The following is a 19,716-nucleotide window of genomic DNA, read 5'->3' as shown; positions in this document are numbered from 1 at the left end:
TTGGATGACCCTGAAGTGGATTTGCCGGGGGCAAATAACTTGTGTATTAGTTTCGAGGCTGACTGCCTTTCGGCCGAAAGCCTGTGCACCGCTTATTCGACCGATGGATGAGGAATGTTTTCACCAGAGCGAGCGACCGCAACCGCCGGGAGCGAGGTGGGGGCCTGCGACAGCGAACCACCCACGCGGGACCGGATCAGGAGGGCCGTCGCCGATCTGCTCGGCTGCGAGCTCGACGCATTCGAGGACGGTGACGACCTCGTTGAGCACGGCATGGACTCGATCCGGACGATGAGCCTGGTGAGCCGGCTGCGCCGGCACGGTGTCCCGGTCACCTTGGCCGACCTGGCGGAGCGCCCGACGATCGCCGCCTGGACCGACCTGTCCATGGAGCAGTGGAAGGCCGACCGGCCCGAGACCGGGAGTGCCCAGAGCGCCCTGGCGGCCGCCACCACCGCGGTGGATCCGGAGGCGCCCTTCCCGCTGACGCCCCTTCAGCACGCGTACTGGATCGGCAGGCGCGATGACCAGGCGCTCGGCGGTGTCGGCTGCCATGCCTACCTGGAGTTCGAGGGTGCCGGGGTCGACCCGGACCGGCTGGAAGCGGCGATGCGCGCTGTGATCGCGCGGCACGGGATGCTGCGCGCCCGATTCCTGGAGGACGGCAGCCAGCAGATCAGTCCCACGAGCCCCTGGCCCGGTCTCGTGGTGAACGACCTCAGGGGCACCCCGGAGCACCTGGCCACGGCCCGGCTTGCCGCGGTACGAGAGGGGCTCTCACATCGCCGGCTGCGAGTCGACCGCGGCGAGGTCTTCGACCTCCACCTCTCCCTGCTGCCCGAGACCGCCACCCGGATCCACTTCGGCATCGATCTGCTCGTCGCGGATGTCGAGAGCCTCAGGATCGTGCTGGCTGACCTCGCCGACGCCTACCTCCATGGCGACGCCCACGAGGCACCCGCCCCTGCGCCGTCCGGTTTCACGTTCCCGCACTACCTGGCCGGTCAGGCGGCCCGCCGCGCCGAGGCCCGCGAGGAGGCCCGTACGTACTGGCAGCAGCGGCTCGCCGACCTGCCCGACGGGCCCGGCCTGCCGCTGGCCGCGGAACCCGCGCAGCTGCGGGCACCGAAGTTCACCCGCCGACGGCACCGCCTGGCACCGGACGCCTGGCAGCGCTTCAGCCACCGCGCACGCCAGAGCGGCACCACGCCCGCGATGGCGCTCGCCGCTGCCTACGCCGAGGTGCTCGGAGCCTGGAGCGCCAACTCGAACTTCCTGCTCAGCGTTCCGCTGTTCGACCGCGAGTCCGTGCACCCGGCGGTGCCCGGCATGGTGGCCGACTTCACCGATCTGCTGCTGCTCAGCGTGGACGTGACCGCCCAGTCGTCGTTCCACGACCGCATCCGCGCGCTTCAGGCACAGTTCCGTACCGCCGCCGCCCACAGCGCCTACTCGGGCGTCGAGGTGCTGCGTGACCTGGCCCGCGCCCACCGGGACGAGCCCAGGGCCGCGCCGGTGGTGTTCGCGTGCACGCTGGGCACCGAACTCGTAGGGGCGGAATTCCGGTCCGTGCTCGGCGAGTTGGGCTGGATGATCTCGCAGACGCCGCAGGTCTGGCTCGACCACCAGGTGTACGAGTCGGACGGCGGGGTCGACCTGTGCTGGGACTCGGTCGACGACCTCTTTCCGGCCGGCCTGGTCGACGACATGTTCCGGGCCTACCAGGAGTTGACCGACCGGCTTGCGGCGCCGGAAGCCGACTGGAACGTCTGCGCACGGCCGCCGCTGCCGCACGGCCAACGAGCCGTCCGCGCCCGGGCCAACGACACCGCCGGGACCGCCCCGGCCCACGCCCTGCACCACGGGTTCTTCCGGCAGGCCGCCGATCACCCCGACCGCCCCGCGCTGCTGCCGGTCGGCGAAGGGGCCATGACCTACGCCACCCTGGCTCGCCGCGCGCTCGGTGTGGCGGCCACGCTGCGGGAGCACGGAGCGCGCGCGGGGGAGCTGGTGGCCGTCTCGGTGCCGAGAAGTGCCGACCAGATCGCCGCGGTCCTCGGCGTGCTCGCCGCCGGTTGCGCGTACGTGCCGGTGGGCGTCGACCAGCCCGCCGGGCGGAGGAGGCGAATCCTGCGGGCCGCCGGCGTCCAGCGGGTCCTTGTCGATGCGGGCGACGGCGCCGACCGGCCGGAGCTGCCGGCGGAGATCTCGGCCCTTGACATCGGGGCGGCCTGCGAACACCGGCCGCTGACCGCGCCCGTGGAGGTGGCGGCGGACGCGACGGCGTACGTGATCTTCACTTCGGGGACCACGGGCGAGCCGAAGGGCGTGTCTATCGCCCATGGCGCGGCCGTCAACACGGTCGACGACATCAACGAGCGCTTCAGCGTCGGTCCCGAGGACCGAGTGCTCGCGGTGTCAGCTCTCGACTTCGACCTGTCCGTCTACGACGTCTTCGGCACCCTGTCGGCCGGCGGCGCACTGGTCCTTGTGAGCGAGGAGCGACGACGCGACCCCGGCGCCTGGGCCGAGCTGATCGCCGCGCACCGCGTGACCGTGTGGAACTCGGTGCCCGTCCTGCTCGACATGCTCCTCACCGAGGCAACCGCCCGGCCGGATGGCGCGCTGCGCGGACACCTCCGGATCGCGCTGGTGTCCGGCGACTGGATCGGGCTCGACCTGCCCGGCCGACTGGCCGAACTGAGCGGCAAGGGCTGCCGGTTCGTCGCCCTCGGCGGTGCCACCGAAGCCTCGATCTGGTCGAACCTGTGCGAGGTGACCGAGGTGCCCGAGCACTGGACCTCCGTCCCGTACGGTCGGCCGCTGCGCAACCAGCGATTCCGGGTGGTCTCACCTTCCGGGCACGACTGCCCCGACTGGGTGTCCGGCGAGCTGTGGATCGGTGGTGCCGGAGTCGCCACCGGCTACCTCGGCGATCCCGCGCTGACGGGGAGGAAGTTCGTCACGGACGAGGGAATCCGCTGGTACCGGACGGGTGACCGAGGGCGGTACTGGCCGGACGGCACCCTGGAGTTCCTCGGCCGGATCGATCAGCAGGTCAAGATCCACGGTATGCGGACCGAGCCCGGCGAGGTCGAGGCCGTGCTCCGGAACCACCCCGCGATCGGCCGCTGCGTGGTCGCCGCCGTCGGCGAGCGAACCAAGAGGCTGGTAGCGGTGGCCACGCCTGCCCCACGGGCCGGTGCTCTGCTGCCGCTTCAGGCACGAGCGGACGGCACGGCGGACCCGGAGGAGTCGTGGCCGGCCCAGGCCGAACGCGACCCCGAGGCGCGGCTCGTCGAATCGGTACTGGGCCACCTCGCGGCCGAACGGGCGGGCGTGTCCGCGACACCGGAGTCCCTGGAGGTGCTGGCGGGGCGCTGGGGTGCACCGGCCGAGTGGCAGCCGCTGCTGCGGCTCTGGTTCGACTGGCTGGCGGCCCGGCGGGTCCTGGCCGCCGGGCCGGAGGGCTATGCCGCCGGCCCGCGCCTGTCCGCCGTGTCGCTGCCGTCGGCCCGGCGGGCCCTGGCGGACGACCTGGCCGGCGGGCGGCTTGAACCCGCCGCCGGACGGCTGGCCCAGCGGGCCGAGGAGCTGGCCGCGATCGTATGCGGAGAGCTCGACCCGCTCGTCCTGCTCGACGATCCCGTCCTCGCCCCCGACGCACTCGCCGCCGGCATGCCGGGAGCGGACCGCGTGTCGGCGGCGCTGGCCGCCGAGCTGTCGGCCGTGCCCCGTACTCAACCGACGGCCCGGCTGGAGATCGCCGTACTGGGGGCGGGCAGTGCCCGCACCGCACGACTGCTCGCCGACTCCGCCGCTCCCGGGCAGCAGTACCGCTGGACGGTGCTCGACGAGTCCGCGGCCCGGCTGAGCACGGCCGCCGAACTGCTGGCCGGATTGCCCTTCGTGTACCGGCAGTTGACGGACCATCTGGTGCCGTCCGACCTCCTGGCCCGCTTCGACGCGGTGGTGGCCGGCAACACGCTGCACGCCTTCTCCGACCCTGCTGTCGGTCCCGGCCTCGCGGTGCTGCTGCTCGCACCCGGTGGCCGCTTCCTTGCGGTGGAGCGGACCGAGCCGACGCCGCTGGCACTCATCGCCGCCGCCCTGCCGGCCAGGGGCTTCACCCGCCTCGACGCGCTGCGGCGGGAGCGGCGAAGCCCGCTGCTCGCGGCCCCCGAGTGGCAGCGGCTGTTCTCCGGCAACGGCTTCGATCCGGACCCGGCTCGTCAACTGACCGGCGGGCAAGTGCTGTTGGCGGCCACCCGAGCCACGGAAGCGGGGCTGCCGGCCGGTGACACCGTCCGGGAGTGGCTGGCGGCCAGGCTGCCCGCCCCGCTGGTCCCCGACCAGGTCTTCGGCGCCCTGGCGCTACCCGTCACGGCCAACGGCAAGGTGGATCGCGCCGCGCTGGTACGCGCACTGCCGACATCCGGACCGGTGGCGTCCAAGTTCGTCGAGCCGCCACGCGGTCCGGTGGAGGCCGCGCTCGCCGCCGCCTGGTGCCAGGTGCTGGGCATCCCATGGGTCGGCCGCGACCAGGACTTCTTCCGCCTCGGTGGTGACTCGCTGCTTGCCACCCGGCTGGTCAGCCGGCTGCGGGCGGACGGGTTCGCCGTGGAGCTGTCCGCCCTCTTCACCTCCTCCGTGCTGAAGGACCTCGCCCACGCGGTGACCCCGGCCCAGCCGACCGGGGAGGTCGCCGTCGTCGCCGATCCCGGGCACCGCCACGAACCGTTCCCGCCCACGGACGTGCAACGGGCCTACTGGACGGGCCGGGCCGCGGGCCTGCCGCTCGGCGGCGTCGGCGCGCACTACTACACGGAGTTCGACGGCACGGGCCTCGACCTGGCCCGTCTGGAGGAGGCGTGGAACCGGCTGATCGAGCGGCACGAGATGCTGCGGGCCGTGTTCGACGAGGACGGCTTTCAGCGGATCCTGCCTCAGGTCCCGCGCTTCGTCATCCCGGTGACCGAGACGGACGAGACGTACGAGACGGACGAGACGTACGAGACGGACGAGACGTACGAGACGGACGAGACGGACGAGACGTACGGGGCGGATGCGGAGGCTGCGGAGGCGACGGCTCTGGCCGCACTGCGGAAGGACATGTCGCACCAGGTCCGCGACCCGTCCGCGTGGCCGCTCGTGGACATGCGGGCCGTCGTCTACCGGCGGGACGGGCAGCAGCGCGTACGGCTCGGCGTGAGCCTGGAGAACATCGTCCTTGACGGCCGAAGCATGATGATCGTCCTGTCCGAGCTGGAGCGGCTCTACTGGGACCCGGACGCCGTACTCCCGAAGACCGACCTGTCGTTCCGTGACTACCTGCTCCAAGTGGTGCCGTCCACCGCCGAGTTGGAGACGGCCGAGGAGTACTGGAAGGCCAGGCTGGGCGAGCTGCCGCCGACCCCTCAACTACCTCTCGCCGTACGGCCGTCCGAGCTGAGCGGGCCACGGTTCGTTCGCCGGTCGGGGCTGCTCCCGGCAGAACGCTGGCAGGCCGTCACCGAGCGGGCCAGGGCGCACGGGCTCACGCCGTCCGCCGTACTGCTCGCCTGTTACGCCGAGGTCCTTGGGACGTGGAGCGCCCGGCGGGACCTCACTGTCAACCTCACCCTGTTCGACCGCCGGGACGTCCACCCTTCGGTCGACGACATCGTCGGCGACTTCACCTCGCTGCTGCTCGTCGCCTACCAGCCGGAGCCCGGATCCGGCTTCCTCGACCGCGCGCGCCGCCTCCACCACCGCATGGGGCAGGACCTCAACCACCGGGCCTGGTCCGCCGTACGGGTCTCCCGCGAACTGGCGCGGACCGAGGGCGTCGCCGAACGGGCCATGCCCGTGGTGTTCACCAGCGCGCTGGGGACGCCGCGCGATCTCTCCCTCGACCTGTCACGGTGGCTGCTGCCCCGGATCTGGGGCGTCTCGCAGACACCCCAGACCTGGCTCGACAACCAGGTCTACGACTCGCCGCACGGCCTGCACTACGACTGGGATGCGGTGGAGGAGTTGTTCCCGGCCGGTGTGCTCGACGCGATGTTCGATGCGCATGGGCGGTTGCTGGAGTGGCTGGCGGACTCGGACTGGGAGGGGCCGGTACCGGAGTTGCTGCCGGTGGAGCAGCGTGAAGTGCGGCGGGCGGTCAACTCCACGTCGGGGCGGGTGGCTTGGGGTGGGTTGCACGAGGCGTTCTTCGAGCGTGCGGTGTCTGATCCTGGGCGGTGTGCGCTGCGCTGGGGCGTTGACGGGGGGATGAGTTACGGCGAGTTGGCCGGTCGTGCGCTGGGTGTGGCGGGGGCGTTGCGTGCGCATGGGGTGGGGCCGTCGGAGGTGGTGGGGGTGACTCTGCCGAAGGGGCCGGACCAGATCGCCGCCGTGCTGGGCGTCCTGGCCGCCGGGGCCGCCTATCTGCCCGTCGGGCCCGATCAGCCGGCGAGCCGGCGGGCGCGCATGCTTCGGGACGCCGACGTACGACTCCTCCTGGCCGAACCACACGATGCACCCGCCGACTTGACAGTGCTGTCGATGGCGGAGTGCGCCGAGTACGTACCGCTCGCCGAACCGGTGAAGGCGACTGGCGACGCGCTCGCGTACGTGATCTACACGTCGGGTTCGACGGGGGTCCCGAAGGGTGTGGAGATCACGCACGAGGCGGCGCTGAACACTGTTCGAGACGTCAATGAGCGCTTCGCCGTCGGCGCTGAGGACCGGGTGCTGGCGGTGTCGGCCCTCGACTTCGATCTGTCGGTCTGGGACGTGTTCGGTCTGCTCGGCGCCGGTGGCGCGCTCGTACTGCCCGCAGAGGAGCAACGGCGGGACGCTGAGGCGTGGTTGGAGCTCGCTCACCGGCACGGTGTGACGGTGTGGAACAGCGTGCCGATGCTTCTCGACATGCTGCTCACCGCCGCCGGACCCGGACCCGGTGGCCTGGCCGCACCACTGCGACTGGCCCTGCTGTCGGGCGACTGGGTTCCGCTGGATATGCGGACCCGCCTGACAAGTCATGTGCCCGACTGTCGGGTCATCGCGCTCGGCGGTGCCACCGAAGCCTCGATCTGGTCGAACTTCCACGAAGTGGCGGAGATCCCCGAACACTGGACATCCGTCCCGTACGGTCGGCCGCTGCGCAATCAGCGATTCCGGGTGGTTTCCCCCTCCGGTCAGGACTGCCCGGACTGGGTGTCCGGTGAGCTGTGGATCGGCGGCGCGGGTGTGGCGCGCGGATACCGGGGCGACGCCGACCGTACGGCGGAGAAGTTCGTCCGCTATGACGGCGAACGCTGGTATCGCACCGGCGATTTGGGGCGCTACTGGCCGGACGGAACCCTGGAATTCCTCGGCCGTATGGACCGCCAGCTCAAAATCAACGGCCACCGCCTCGAACCCGCCGAAGTCGAAGCCACCCTCACCACCCACCCCGCCATCCAGCGAGCGGTGGTCCTTGCCGGTGGCACTGGGTCGAGGCGACGTCTGCTGGCGTACACCGTGCAGGCCATCCGCTCGACCACCCCCGCCGAGTTGCGGGAGTTCCTGGCCGAGCGGCTGCCCCGGCACGCCGTACCCGAGGTCATCACGCCGCTGGACGAGCTGCCGCTGACGGCCAACGGAAAGGTCGACCACGCCAGGCTCGCCGCCCTGGTACCCGCCGCCCGACCCGGTGGGACCGGCGAGCAGGGAGAAGCGCCGCGCACACCGGCCGAGCGGCTGGTGGGGGCAGTCTGGTCCGACGTGCTAGGGGTGGCCGAACCGACCCGCGACGCGGACTTCTTCGCACTGGGCGGTGACTCGCTGCTCGCCACCCAGGTCGTCGGCCGGCTGCGCGTGGCGGGCGTCACGGGCGCCGAGATCAGCGGTCTGTTCAGGACGCCGCAGCTCGCGGGATTCGCCGCCGGGCTGACGCTCGGGACACCCCCCGCACAGGTCCCGGAGTCCCAGGGCGTCCTGGCGGACCCGGCGCACCGGCACGAGCCGTTCCCGCCGACCGACCTGCAACGTGCCTACTGGGTCGGCCGGTCTCCGGCCTTCACCCTCGGCGGCGTCGGCTCGTACTACTACTGCGAGTTCGACGAGACCGACTTCGATCCGGCCCGTCTGGAGGAGGCGTGGAACCGGCTGATCGAGCGGCACGAGATGCTGCGGGCCGTGTTCGACGAGGACGGCTTTCAGCGGATCCTGCCCCAGGTGCCGCGCTTCGTCATCCCGGTGACCGAAGCGGCCGAGACGTACGGGTCGGATGAGGAGGCTGAGGAGGCTGCGGAGGAGACGGCTCTGGCCGCACTGCGGGCGGACATGTCGCACCAGGTCCTCGATCCGTCCGTATGGCCGCTGTTCGACGTACGTGTGGTCCGTCGTGCGGGTGACCGCGCCCGGGTCGGCGTCGGCCTGGACTACCTGCTGGTCGACGGGCTGAGCATGATGACCGTCTTCTCCGAGCTCGACCAGCTGTACCGCGACCCCGAAGCCGCCCTGCCACCCGTCGAGTTGTCCTTCCGCGACTACATGTGCCAGGTCCGGCCCCCGAGCGCCGAACTCGAACGGTCCCGCCAGTACTGGCAGCAGCGGCTGCCCGGCCTTCCGCCGCCGCCGGCACTTCCGCTCGCCACCGATCCGGCGGCCCTCGCGCGGCCGCGCTTCGTCCGCCGCGAGACCTGGCTGGAACCCGAGCGCTGGCGTGCGCTGCAAGCACGGGCCCGGCAGGCCGGCTGCACGCCGTCCGCCGTGCTGCTCGCCTGCTACGCCGAGGTCCTTGGGATCTGGAGCGAGCAGCGGCGGCTGACCGTGGCACTCACCCTGTTCGACCGTCGCGATGTACACCCCGACATCGGGCGGGTGCTCGGCGACTTCACCTCCTTGCTGCCGGTGGCTCAGGAGCCCGTACCGGACGAGACGTTCGCGGACCGAGTACGACGGACTCAGCAGCGGCTGGGGGAGGATCTCGACCACCGGGGCGCCGAGGTCCTCGGGCTGCTCCGGGAGCACGCGGGGCCGGACTCGGCGTCCGAGGCCATCCTGCCCGTGGTGTTCACCAGCGCTCTCGGCGTGGCCGACCAGCTCAGCGACCGGCTGCGCCGACCGGTGTGGAGCGTGTCGCAGACACCACAGGTGTGGCTGGACGAGCAGGTCATGGCCCGCGACGGCGGCCTGTTGCTCACCTGGGATGCGGTGGAGGAGTTGTTCCCGGCCGGTGTGCTCGACGCGATGTTCGATGCCCATGGGCGGTTGCTGGAGTGGCTGGCGGTCTCGGACTGGGAGGGGCCGGTACCGGAGTTGCTGCCGGTGGAGCAGCGTGAAGTGCGGCGGGCGGTCAACTCCACGTCGGGGCCAGTGGCTTGGGGTGGGTTGCACGAGGCGTTCTTCGAGCGTGCGGTGTCTGATCCCGGGCGGTGTGCGCTGCGCTGGGGTGGGGACGGGGCGATGAGTTATGGCGAGTTGGCCGGTCGTGCGCTGGGTGTGGCGGGGGCGTTGCGGGCGTACGGGGTGGGGCCGTCGGAGGTGGTGGGGGTGACCTTGCCGAAGGGGCCGGACCAGATCGCCGCCGTGCTGGGCGTCCTGGCCTCGGGGGCCGCCTATCTGCCCATCGGGCCCGACCAGCCGGTGAGCCGGCGGGCGCGCACGCTCCAGGACGCGGACGTACGGCTGCTCTTGGCCGAGGAGCAGGACGGTGGACTCGCCGGTGTGACGGTGTTGTCGGTGCCGGAGTGCGTGACGCACGAGCCGCTGAACGAACCGGTGGAGGTGACCGGAGATGCGCTGGCGTACGTGATCTTCACGTCGGGTTCGACGGGGGTCCCGAAGGGTGTGGAGGTCACGCATGGGGCTGCGCTGAATACCGTACGAGATGTCAACGAGCGCTTCGCGGTCGGTCCCGAGGACCGGGTGCTGGCGGTGTCGGCGCTGGACTTCGATCTGTCGGTCTGGGACGTGTTCGGTCTGCTCGGTGCGGGCGGAGCGCTCGTACTTCCGGCGGAAGAGCAGCGGCGGGATGCTGAGGCGTGGTTGGAGCTTGCCCGCCGGCATGGCGTGACGGTGTGGAACAGCGTGCCCATGCTCCTCGACATGCTGCTCACCGCCGCGGGCCCCGGGCCGGGCGGCCTGACCGCACCACTGCGACTGGCCCTGCTGTCGGGCGACTGGGTCCCGCTGGATCTCACAGCACGCCTCGCGGACCATGTGCCCGACTGCCGGGTCATCGCGCTCGGCGGCGCCACCGAAGCCTCGATCTGGTCGAACTTCCACGAAGTCACCGAGATCCCCGAACACTGGACATCCGTCCCGTACGGTCGGCCGCTGCGCAACCAGCGATTCCGGGTGGTCTCCCCCTCGGGGCACGACTGCCCGGACTGGGTGTCCGGTGAGCTGTGGATCGGCGGTGCGGGTGTGGCTCGCGGATACCGGGGCGATTCCGACCGTACGGCGGAGAAGTTTGTCCTCCACGACGGCGAACGCTGGTACCGCACGGGCGACTTGGGGCGCTACTGGCCGGACGGCACCCTGGAATTCCTCGGCCGCATGGACCGGCAACTCAAAATCAACGGCCACCGCCTCGAACCCGCCGAAGTCGAAGCCACCCTCACCACCCACCCCGCCATCCGGAGTTGCGTCGTCGTGCCGGTCGGCAAGCGGGGCCGCCTACGGCTGCACGCCTTCGTCGCCACCGGCGACCCGGCCCTGGACCTGGAAGCCGTCCAGGGGCACCTGGCCGACCGGCTGCCACGCCACGCACAGCCGTCCGGCCTCACCCTGCTCGACGCTTTGCCGTTGACGAGTAACGGCAAGGTCGACCACGCCCGGCTCACTCCGCCCGCCGACGAGGTCACGCTCGCGCCGGGTGACGGTGGGGCGCCGCGCACTCCGCTGGAGACTTCGCTCGCCGCCCTGTGGACCACTCTGCTCGGGGTGCCCGCGGTACCCCGGAACGCCACCTTCTTCGAGCTGGGCGGCGACAGCCTCCAGGCCACCCGCCTGGTCCGGCTGGTACGCGACCGGTTCGGCGGCGAGATCTCCCTGCGGCAACTTCTGAGCGACCCGACGATCGCCGGGCTCGCCACGCTCATCGAACGCCTCCACTTCGAGGCCCAAGAAATGGAGGACGGCAGCCTGTGATGGTCCACGAACTCATCGGTGAACTTGAGAACATCGGTGTGCGGCTATGGGAGGAAGGCGGCCTGCTCCGCTACCGGGCACCCCGGAACGTGCTGACGGAGGCCCGGCTCGAACAGCTCAAGCACCACAAGCAGGCCGTCCTTGACGAGCTGCGGCGGCGCGCCGGGACGCAGTCGCAGCTGACGGCGGACCCGGAGGCCAGGCACGAGCCATTCCCGCTCACCGACGTGCAGTCCTCCTACCTGCTCGGCCGGAGTACCGCCTACCAGTACGGCGGCGTGGGGTGCGAGGCGTACGTCGAGGTGAGGTTCCCCGCCGTAGACCCCCGGCGGGTGGCCGACTCCTGGCACCGGCTGGTCGAGCGGCACGACGCCCTGCGCACGATCGTCCACCCGGACGGCTACCAGCAGGTGTTGCCGCAGGTCCCCGAGCAGCCGATCAGGATCACCGACCTGCGGGAGGCCGCACCCGGCGAGCAGGAGCAGGCGGTACGGCGGATCCGCACCGAGCTGTCTGCGCGTGAGTACCGCTCCGACCAGTGGCCGTTGCACGACCTGCGGATCACCAGGACCAGCGAGCACACCGTGATCCACCTCTCGGTCGACCTGCTCATCTGCGACTACGCGAGCGTCCAACTCCTCCTTGGCGAACTGGAGCAGCTCAGCCTGCGGTCGGACCTGCCCCTGCCGGCACTGGAGATCGGATACCGCGACTACCTGATGGCCGAACGGCGGCTGCGTGACACCGCGTTCGAACGCGACCGGGAGTACTGGTGGCGGAGGCTGCCGGGCGGGGACGGAGGGCACGGAGGGGATGGCCGGGACAGCGGGGACGCCGGGGACGGCCTTCCGGAGAGCCCAGAGACCGTACCGCTGCCCGCCTCGCCCACCCTGCCCGTGCGCTCACACACCGTGACGCCCTGTCCACCGCGCTTCGAGCGCCTTCAGGCCGAGTTGGAACCCGAGGCATGGGCCGAGTTCCGCCGCCGGGCCGCCGCGCGCGGCGTCACACCCACCTCCGCGCTGCTCACGGCCTACGCGGAAGTCATCGGGCGGTGGAGCGGCCAGTCCCGCTTCACCCTCAATCTGCCGATGTTCAACCGGCTGCCGCTGCACCCGCAGACCGCCGGCCTGGTGGGGGACTTCACCTCCGTCGAGCTGCTCGCTGTCGACTGCTCGGCGGAGGCACCCTTCGCCGTACGGGCGGCGGCCACCCAGGCCCAGCTCTGGCAGGACCTCGACCATCAGCTGTACTCCGGCGTAGAGGTGTTGCGCGAGCTCGCCAGGCGCAGCGGCCAGGATGCGGCGCTGATGCCGGTCGTCTTCACCAGTACCGTCGGCCTGAGCACAGCGGACACCGAGGCGCGCCATGTGCCGCGCCTCAAGCAGGGCAAGATCGTCTACGGCTGCAGCCGCACACCGCACGTCTGGATCGACTGCCAGGTCATGGAGGACGACGACGCCCTGCTGCTCGGCTGGGACGTACGCGTCGACGCGCTGCCCGAAGGACTACCGGCGGACGCCTTCCGCGCCTTCGAGGACACGGTGCGACGCCTGGCCGCCTCCGACGAGCCCTGGACCGCCGCATCCGTGGTGACCCTGCCCCCTGCCCAGCTCGACCGGCGGGCCCAGGTCAACGACACCGCGCTGGAGCTGCCGGAGCGGCTGCTGCACGAAGGCGTGCTCGCCCAGGCACTGGCCGCACCCGAGCGGACGGCGGTGATCTCGGGCAGCACTGTCCTGACGTACCGTCAACTCATGGACCGGGCCCAGGCCGTGGCCGAGGCGCTCGCCGCTGACGGCGACCCTGCGGGCCGGATCGTCGCTGTGGTCATGGACAAGGGCTGGGAGCAGGTGGCCGCCGTTCTCGGGACCCTCCTTGCCGGCGCCGCCTACCTGCCGATCGACACCGACCAGCCACCGGCGCGCCGGGACTCCATGCTCACCGACGCGGGCGCGACGACCGTGCTGACCCAGCCGTGGATCGCCACGGACTGGCCGGCCGGTGTACGGGTGGTGCCGGTCGACGAAGCGATGGCACAGGCGGGCGGGCCGGCTGCGCGTGACCGGCGGGTCGCTCCGGACGACCTGGCGTACGTGATCTACACGTCCGGCTCCACCGGAGCGCCGAAGGGCGTGATGATCAGCCATCGCGCGGCCGTGAACACCGTCATGGACATCAACCAGCGCTTCTCCACCGGCCCCGAGGACCGCGTCCTCGGCCTTGCCGGGCTCGGCTTCGACCTGTCGGTGTATGACATCTTCGGACCGTTGGCCCGCGGCGGCTGTCTGGTGCTCCCCGACGCGGCCCGCCGCGGAGATCCGGCGCACTGGGCCGAGCTCGCCGACCGCCACCGGGTCACGCTGTGGAACTCCGTACCGGCCCAACTCCAGATGCTCGACAGCTACTTGGCGTCCGGCGACGGCCCCGCCCCGTCCGCGCTGCGGCTCGCCCTGCTGTCCGGCGACTGGATTCCCGTCCCGCTCGTCGAGCAGATCCGTGGACGACTGCCCCACTGCGAGCTGATCAGCCTCGGCGGCGCCACCGAGGCTGCCATCTGGTCGATCGTCCACCCGATCGGTACCGGACCGGTCAACAGCCGCACCGTCCCGTACGGCACCCCGCTCGCCAACCAGGGCTGGCACGTGCTCGACGACCAGCTGAGGGACTGCCCGGACCTGACGCCGGGTGAGCTGTACATCAGCGGCACCGGCCTTGCGCTCGGCTACCTGGGGGACGAGGCCAGAACGGCCGAGCGGTTCGTCACGCGGCCGGGCGAGGGCGAGCGGCTGTACCGGACCGGCGACCTGGGTCGCTATCTGCCGGACGGCACCATCGAGTTGCTCGGCCGGGTCGACGACCAGGTCAAGATCCGAGGCCACCGGGTGGAACCCGCTGAGGTCTCCGCCGCCGCCGAGGCCCACCCGGCGGTGGCCTCCGCCGTGACCCTGGTGACCGGCGCCGACCCCGCGAGCCGGCGGCTCGCCACCTTCGTCACCACGGTGCCCACCGAGTCGGCCCGGCTCACAGCCGACGGGGCCGCCACGGTCGCGGCAGCTACAGCCACCGGCCTGGAGGTCAGCTCGACGGTCGACGGTGAACTCCTGGCCCAATTGCTTGAATTGGCCGACGAGGTCGCCCTCGACTCGATGGCCCGGACTCTGTGCGAGGCCGGGCTCTTCATGGGAGCGACCGAGTCCCACACGGCCGAGGAGGCCGCCGCCGGGCTCGGCGCGCACCACAGGCACCTGCGCGCCGTACGGCGCTGGCTGCGGGCCCTGGCCGGGGCCGGACGCCTCCACCACGACCCGGTCACCGGGCGCTACGCCGGGCTCGCCGCTCCCGATCCGGCCACGCTGGAACGCGACTGGCAGCACCTTGAGGAGTTGGGGGCCCGCCTCCACTACGGCACCGACCTGCTGCGGCTGATCCGCACCAGCAGTCGGCACCTGCCGGAACTGCTGAGCGGCGAGGAGGACCCGCTGCGGCTGCTCTTCCCCCAGGGCAACCTGAACGTGGCGGAGGCCGCCTACCGCGACAACCTGGTCAGCCGCTCTCTGAACCGGGTCGCCGTCGCCGGACTGCGCGAGCTCGCCTCCGCCCACCGTCGGCCGGGACCGCTCAGGGTCCTGGAGGTCGGAGCCGGTGTCGGCGGCACCAGCACCGAGCTGATCCCGGCACTCGACGGCCTGGACGTCGAGTACCTGTTCACCGATGTCTCGCAGTTCTTCCTCGGCGAGGCGCAGCAGCGCTTCCAGGCGTATCCGTGGGTGCGCTACGGACTGTTCGACGTCAACACGGACCCAGCCGCACAAGGCCTCGCGCCGAACACCTTCGACGTCGTCCTGTGCGCGAACGTGCTCCACAACTCCAAGGACGCCGCCGACGTACTGCGCCGGCTGCGCGAACTTCTCGTGCCGGGCGGCTGGCTGGTCTTCATGGAGGCCACCCTGGAGCGTCACCCCCTGCTGGTCTCCATGGAGTTCATCGACGGTCTCAGCGGCGGCTTCACCGACCTGCGCCAAGCGGCCGACCAGACCTTCCTGACCCGGGAGCAGTGGCTGGGCCTCCTTGCCGAAGCCGGGGCCGAGGTCCCGTTGTGCTTCCCCGCACCCGACGACATCCTGTCGCAGGCCGGCCAGCACCTGTTCTTCACCCGGCTCAAGACCGACCGCACCCCGCTGGCCGGCGAGGAACTCGCCCGCCACCTCGCCGACCGGCTGCCCGAGCACATGCGGCCCGCACGCCTTGAGATCCTCGACGAGTTCCCGCTCTCCGCCAACGGCAAGATCGACCGGGCCCGGCTGCACCGGCGGCTGCCCGAGCCGACCGCGGACCGCCACGGCCCGGCCGGTGCGGCGGAACCCACCGACGAACTCGAACGCCGGATCGCCGCCCTCTGGCAGCAGTTGCTCAAGGCGCCGCAGGTCGGCCGGGAAGATGACTTCTTCGAACTCGGCGGGGACTCCCTGCTGGTGGCCCGGCTGGTCGGCCGGCTGCGCGAGAGCGAGCCCGCGGCGGCCGGAGTCGACTGGGAGCACCTGCTGCGTCAGATGCTGCGACGTCCGACCGTCGCGGCACTCGCGGCCTATCTGCGCGACGCGGCCCAAAGCCCGGCGGGCACCGTCCCGCACCAACCCGAGGACTCCGCTCCCGCCCCGACGACACTGGTCGGTGCCACAGCGGACGGCCCTGCCACCGTCCTGGTGCACGACGGCAGCGGCACCCTGATGCCCTACCAGTCCTTGCTGGACGAGTACCGCAGACGCCCCGCCTCCGGACCGGTCATCGGCCTGGAGACCGGGGGCCAGAGCCGGTACCTGGACACCGACCCCGCGTTGCTGATCCGCCGCCTTGGCGGCGAGTACGCGCAAGCCCTGCTTGCCGACGGCGGCCGGCGCTTCCACGTGGTCGGCTACTGCATGGGCGGCCTGATCGCGACCGAGGTGGCCAGGGCACTCGTCGAGGCCGGGGCCGAGGTCGAGAGCCTGACGGCGATCAGCTGCTACCGCCCGCCCTTCGAGGTGCACGAGGACCTGATCGCCGAGTACACCTTCGCGCTGTCGCTCGGCGTCGAACCGGCGCTGCTCGGGTTCCCCGTGGACGACGGCGAGTTGGGCAGGGCGATCAGCGCCGTACTGGCAGTGACCCCCGGTGTGCTGGGCGCCGGCGCCCTCGCCGCGCTCGACGGCGAGTTCGCGAAGGTCGGCGCAGCGTTCCGGGACCTTTCCGCCCGTCGGCCCGAGGAGCGCCTCGCCGCGATCGGCCGGGCCGCCGAACTGCCGGACGGCGCCCGGCTGTCCAGGCAGTACCAGATCTTCCGGCACAGCCTGTTCGCGGTCACCCGGTACCGGCCGGAACCCTACGCCGGTGATGTCACCTTCCTGCGGCACACCGGCCGGTACGGATTCCTGCCCGGCCTCCAGGAGGACATGAGCAACTACTGGCAGCGCGTCTGCCTGGGCGAGCTCCGGATCCGCGACATCCCGGGCGACCACTTCGGCTGCATCACCGGGCCGCGCGCGGAAGTCGTACGCGACCTCTTGGCGGACTCGGCGGCAGGCGTGGCAGTGGAGGGCGCGTCATGAGGGGCGAACCGCTGGTCGGCGTCCTTGGCGGGTCCGGCGTCGTGGGCCGGGCGGCCGTACGTACCCTGCGGGAACTCGGCGTCCGGTCGCTGCGACTGGGTGCCCGTCGGCCGCCGGGGGTGACGGCCGACGGCGTCGAGTCGGTCGCCGTGGACCTGGATGACGAGGACGGCCTCGCCGCATTCTGTCGGGACTGCCGGACCGTGCTCAACTGCGCGGGCCCGTCCTACCTGGTGCGCGGCCGGGTGGCCATCGCCGCACTCGCCGCCGGGGCCGACTACGTGGACGTGGCGGGCGACGATCCGGCCCACGCCGATCTCCGCGGTCTTGATCTCGCGGCCACCCGGCGCAGAGCCGTGCTCTCCGCCGGGATGCTCCCGGGGCTTTCCGGGCTGCTGCCGCGCCGCCTTGCCCGCCACCGGGCTCTGGCCGACGCACGGCTGGCGGTCTGGACCGGCGGCCTGGAGCGGTGCAGCCGCACGGTCGCGGCCGACCTGATGCTCTCGCTCGGCGACGGCCCGGACGCGGTCTCCGCCGCCCCCACGGCATACGGCGAGGCGCTGGCCGCCTGGCGCCGGGGCCGTCGGGAGAGCCATGCCCTGTCGGCGCAGGCGGTCGCGACACTGCCGTTCTTCCCGGGGACGGTGGCGGTGCAGCCCTACCTCAGCACCGAGGCGGAACGCCTTGCCCAGGCGCTGGGGCTCGCGGAGCTCGACTGGTTCAACGTCTTCCCCGGCCGGCAGGTACGCGAGACGCTCGCGGCGCTGCGCGGTGGCCCGCCGACTGGTCCGGCCTCGCTCGGGGCGGCGGCAGACAGGCTGGTCAGGGCAGCTGAACTGGACCTGGCGGGCCGTCGGCCGTACTACCGGATGGTGTTCGAACTTTCGGACGGGGCCAGTACCTCCACCACCGCGATCCTCGGCACGACGGACAGCTACCGGCTGACCGGAGCCGTCGGCGCCCTGACCGTGGCCGCCACCCTCGACGGGCGGGTGCCGCCGGGCCTGCACTACGCGGCGGAGGTCCTCGATCCCGACGAGACGACGGCGCGGATCGAATCGCTGGGCGCGGTGACGATCGACGTCTCCTCGGGCCCGGTCGGAGCGGCTGCCACCGTGGGCGCGCTGTGAGCGCTCCGGCGGCGGGCCCGCTCCGTACCGTGGTCTGCGGCGCCGTCTTCGGCGGCTTCTACCTCCAGGCCGTACGGGCGGCCGCACCGCGGTTCGAACTCGCCGGGGTGCTCGCCAACGGCAGTGCCCGCTCCCGGGCCCGCGCCGCCGAGTTCGGAGTGCCGTACTACACGGCGGTCGACCAGCTGCCGGACGACATCGACGTGAGCTGCGTGGTGGTCCGCTCGGCGGTCGCCGGCGGCCCCGGCGCCGACCTGGCCGGGGCACTCCTTGCGCGGCGGATCCACGTGCTCCAGGAGCAGCCCGCGCACCCCGGCGAGGTTGCCGAATGCCTGCGACTGGCTCGCCGCCACGGCGTGCGCTACCAGCTCAACTCGTTCTACTCGTACGTCGAACCGGTCCGGCGGTTCCTGGCGTGCGCCCGGGAGCTGCGCGCGCGGCGCAGCTGTCGCTACCTGGACGCGGCCTGCTCCAGCCAGGTGCTCTTCCCGCTCCTTGACATCATCGGCCGCACGCTCGGCGGGTTCGGGCCGTGGGTCTTCGCGGACCCGCCGCCGGTCGCCGAGGTGTACGCGGCGACCGGTGCACCGGTGCCGTTCCGCCTGCTGCACGGGATGGTGGCCGGAGTGCCGGTGACCCTGAGCGTGCAGAACCAGCTGGACTCCGTCGACCCGGACAACCACGCGCACCTGCTGCACCGGGTCACGCTCGGCACCGACGCCGGGACGCTGACGCTCGCCGACACACACGGCCCGGTGCTGTGGACCCCCCGCCTCCATGTGAACCGCGACCGTGGCGGGGCCCTCGCACTGGAGGGCCCCGGCACCGAACGACTGGACCAGCCGACCACCTCCGTCATCGGCGCCGAACCGCCGAGGTCCTTCCGGCACACCTTCACCGAGACCTGGCCCGCCGGAGTCGACCGGGCGCTCACCGAGCTCCGGGAGGCCGTGCTCGACGGCCGCCATCAGTCCCCGTACGGCCAGCGTGCCCTGACGGTGAGCCAGATGTGGCTTGACCTGACCACCAGACTCGGCCGGCCCGAGCTGATCCGGGCCACGGAGTCGCCTGCGCTGTGGCCGGCCGACCTGACCGCGGAGGCAGCGCGATGACCGGAACGTCCTGGCTGCGCTGCCACCGGCCGCGGCCCGCCGCCGCGACCCGCCTTGTGTGCTTCCCGCACGCCGGAGCCGGTGCCGGCGCCTTCCGCGGCTGGCCGCAGCTGCTGCCGCCCGGCGTGGAGGCCATGGCCGTGCAGTACCCGGGCCGCGAGGACCGCTTCGGCGAGCCGCCGGCCACCGAGCTGACCGATATGGCGGAGGCGGTGAGCGGGGAGCTCGCAGCGTCGGCCGACGACCGGCCGGTGGTGCTCTTCGGCCACAGCATGGGCGGCGCGGTCGCCCACGAGGTGGCGCTGCGACTCGCGGGCCTCGGCGGGCCCGCGGTCGTCCAACTGGTCGTCTCCGCGCGCGAGCCGCCCGCGCATGTGGCCGGAGGCACGGTGCACCTGGGCGGCGACGCGGCCCTGCGCGCCGAACTCGCGCGGCTCGGCGGCACCTCACGGCTGCTCTTCGACGACGCCGAGCTGTGGGAGTTGATGGCACCGGTGATCCTGGCGGACTACCGGGTCGTCGAGACCTACCGCCCGGCCCCCGGCCGCACGCTCAGCTGCCCGGTGACGGTCTTCGCCGCCGAGGACGACCCGGAGCTGACCATCGCCCAGGCGCGGGACTGGGAGCACGAGACCCGGGGCCGGTTCACACTGCGGGTCTTCCCCGGTGGCCATTTTTACCTGGTGCCGTACCAGGCCCAGGTCCTGGCCGCGCTCGCCGACTGCGTGGCCCCGCACATCCTCACGGACGCCGACTGACCTGTCGACCCCGCTTTCC

The 19,716-nt window shown here is 72.1% G+C and carries 5 protein-coding genes; all 5 read left to right on the top strand.

Annotation, left to right across the window (positions count from 1 at the left end; genetic code table 11):
• Positions 1-114 precede the first annotated feature (114 nt).
• Genes QIT00_RS13580 through QIT00_RS13560 form a run of 5 tightly spaced genes read left to right on the top strand, consistent with a single transcriptional unit; the run spans position 115 to position 19,697 of the window.
• A complete protein-coding gene (locus tag QIT00_RS13580; RefSeq protein WP_282535489.1) occupies positions 115-11,109 on the top strand; it encodes a non-ribosomal peptide synthetase in 10,995 nt (3,664 codons plus the stop codon).
• On the top strand, positions 11,109-16,697 hold the full coding sequence (locus QIT00_RS13575) for a non-ribosomal peptide synthetase (protein WP_282535488.1): 5,589 nt from the start codon (positions 11,109-11,111) through the stop codon (positions 16,695-16,697). Before QIT00_RS13580 ends, QIT00_RS13575 begins: the two co-directional genes overlap by 1 nt.
• Positions 16,694-17,827, top strand: a complete 1,134-nt coding sequence (locus QIT00_RS13570; protein WP_282535487.1) for a saccharopine dehydrogenase NADP-binding domain-containing protein — start codon at positions 16,694-16,696, stop codon at positions 17,825-17,827. Before QIT00_RS13575 ends, QIT00_RS13570 begins: the two co-directional genes overlap by 4 nt.
• A complete protein-coding gene (locus QIT00_RS13565; RefSeq protein ID WP_282535486.1) occupies positions 17,824-18,939 on the top strand; it encodes a Gfo/Idh/MocA family oxidoreductase in 1,116 nt (371 codons plus the stop codon). The genes QIT00_RS13570 and QIT00_RS13565 overlap by 4 nt, the downstream gene beginning before the upstream one ends.
• Complete coding sequence (locus tag QIT00_RS13560; RefSeq protein ID WP_282535485.1) at positions 18,936-19,697, top strand: thioesterase II family protein; 762 nt, start codon at positions 18,936-18,938, stop codon at positions 19,695-19,697. Before QIT00_RS13565 ends, QIT00_RS13560 begins: the two co-directional genes overlap by 4 nt.
• Positions 19,698-19,716: the final 19 nt, after the last annotated feature.

Origin of the sequence: Streptomyces luteolus, assembly GCF_029968015.1 — a bacterium.
Taxonomy (GTDB): domain Bacteria; phylum Actinomycetota; class Actinomycetes; order Streptomycetales; family Streptomycetaceae; genus Streptomyces; species Streptomyces luteolus.
This window is presented reverse-complemented; position numbering and strand designations above follow the sequence as displayed.

Excerpts from the sequence above, each read along its gene's own strand:
- QIT00_RS13560 (WP_282535485.1), top strand. The coding sequence starts at position 18,936 with ATGACCGGAACGTCCTGGCTGCGCTGCCACCGGCCGCGGCCCGCCGCC.
- QIT00_RS13575 (WP_282535488.1), top strand. The coding sequence starts at position 11,109 with ATGGTCCACGAACTCATCGGTGAACTTGAGAACATCGGTGTGCGGCTA.
- QIT00_RS13570 (WP_282535487.1), top strand. The coding sequence starts at position 16,694 with ATGAGGGGCGAACCGCTGGTCGGCGTCCTTGGCGGGTCCGGCGTCGTG.
- QIT00_RS13580 (WP_282535489.1), top strand. The coding sequence starts at position 115 with ATGTTTTCACCAGAGCGAGCGACCGCAACCGCCGGGAGCGAGGTGGGG.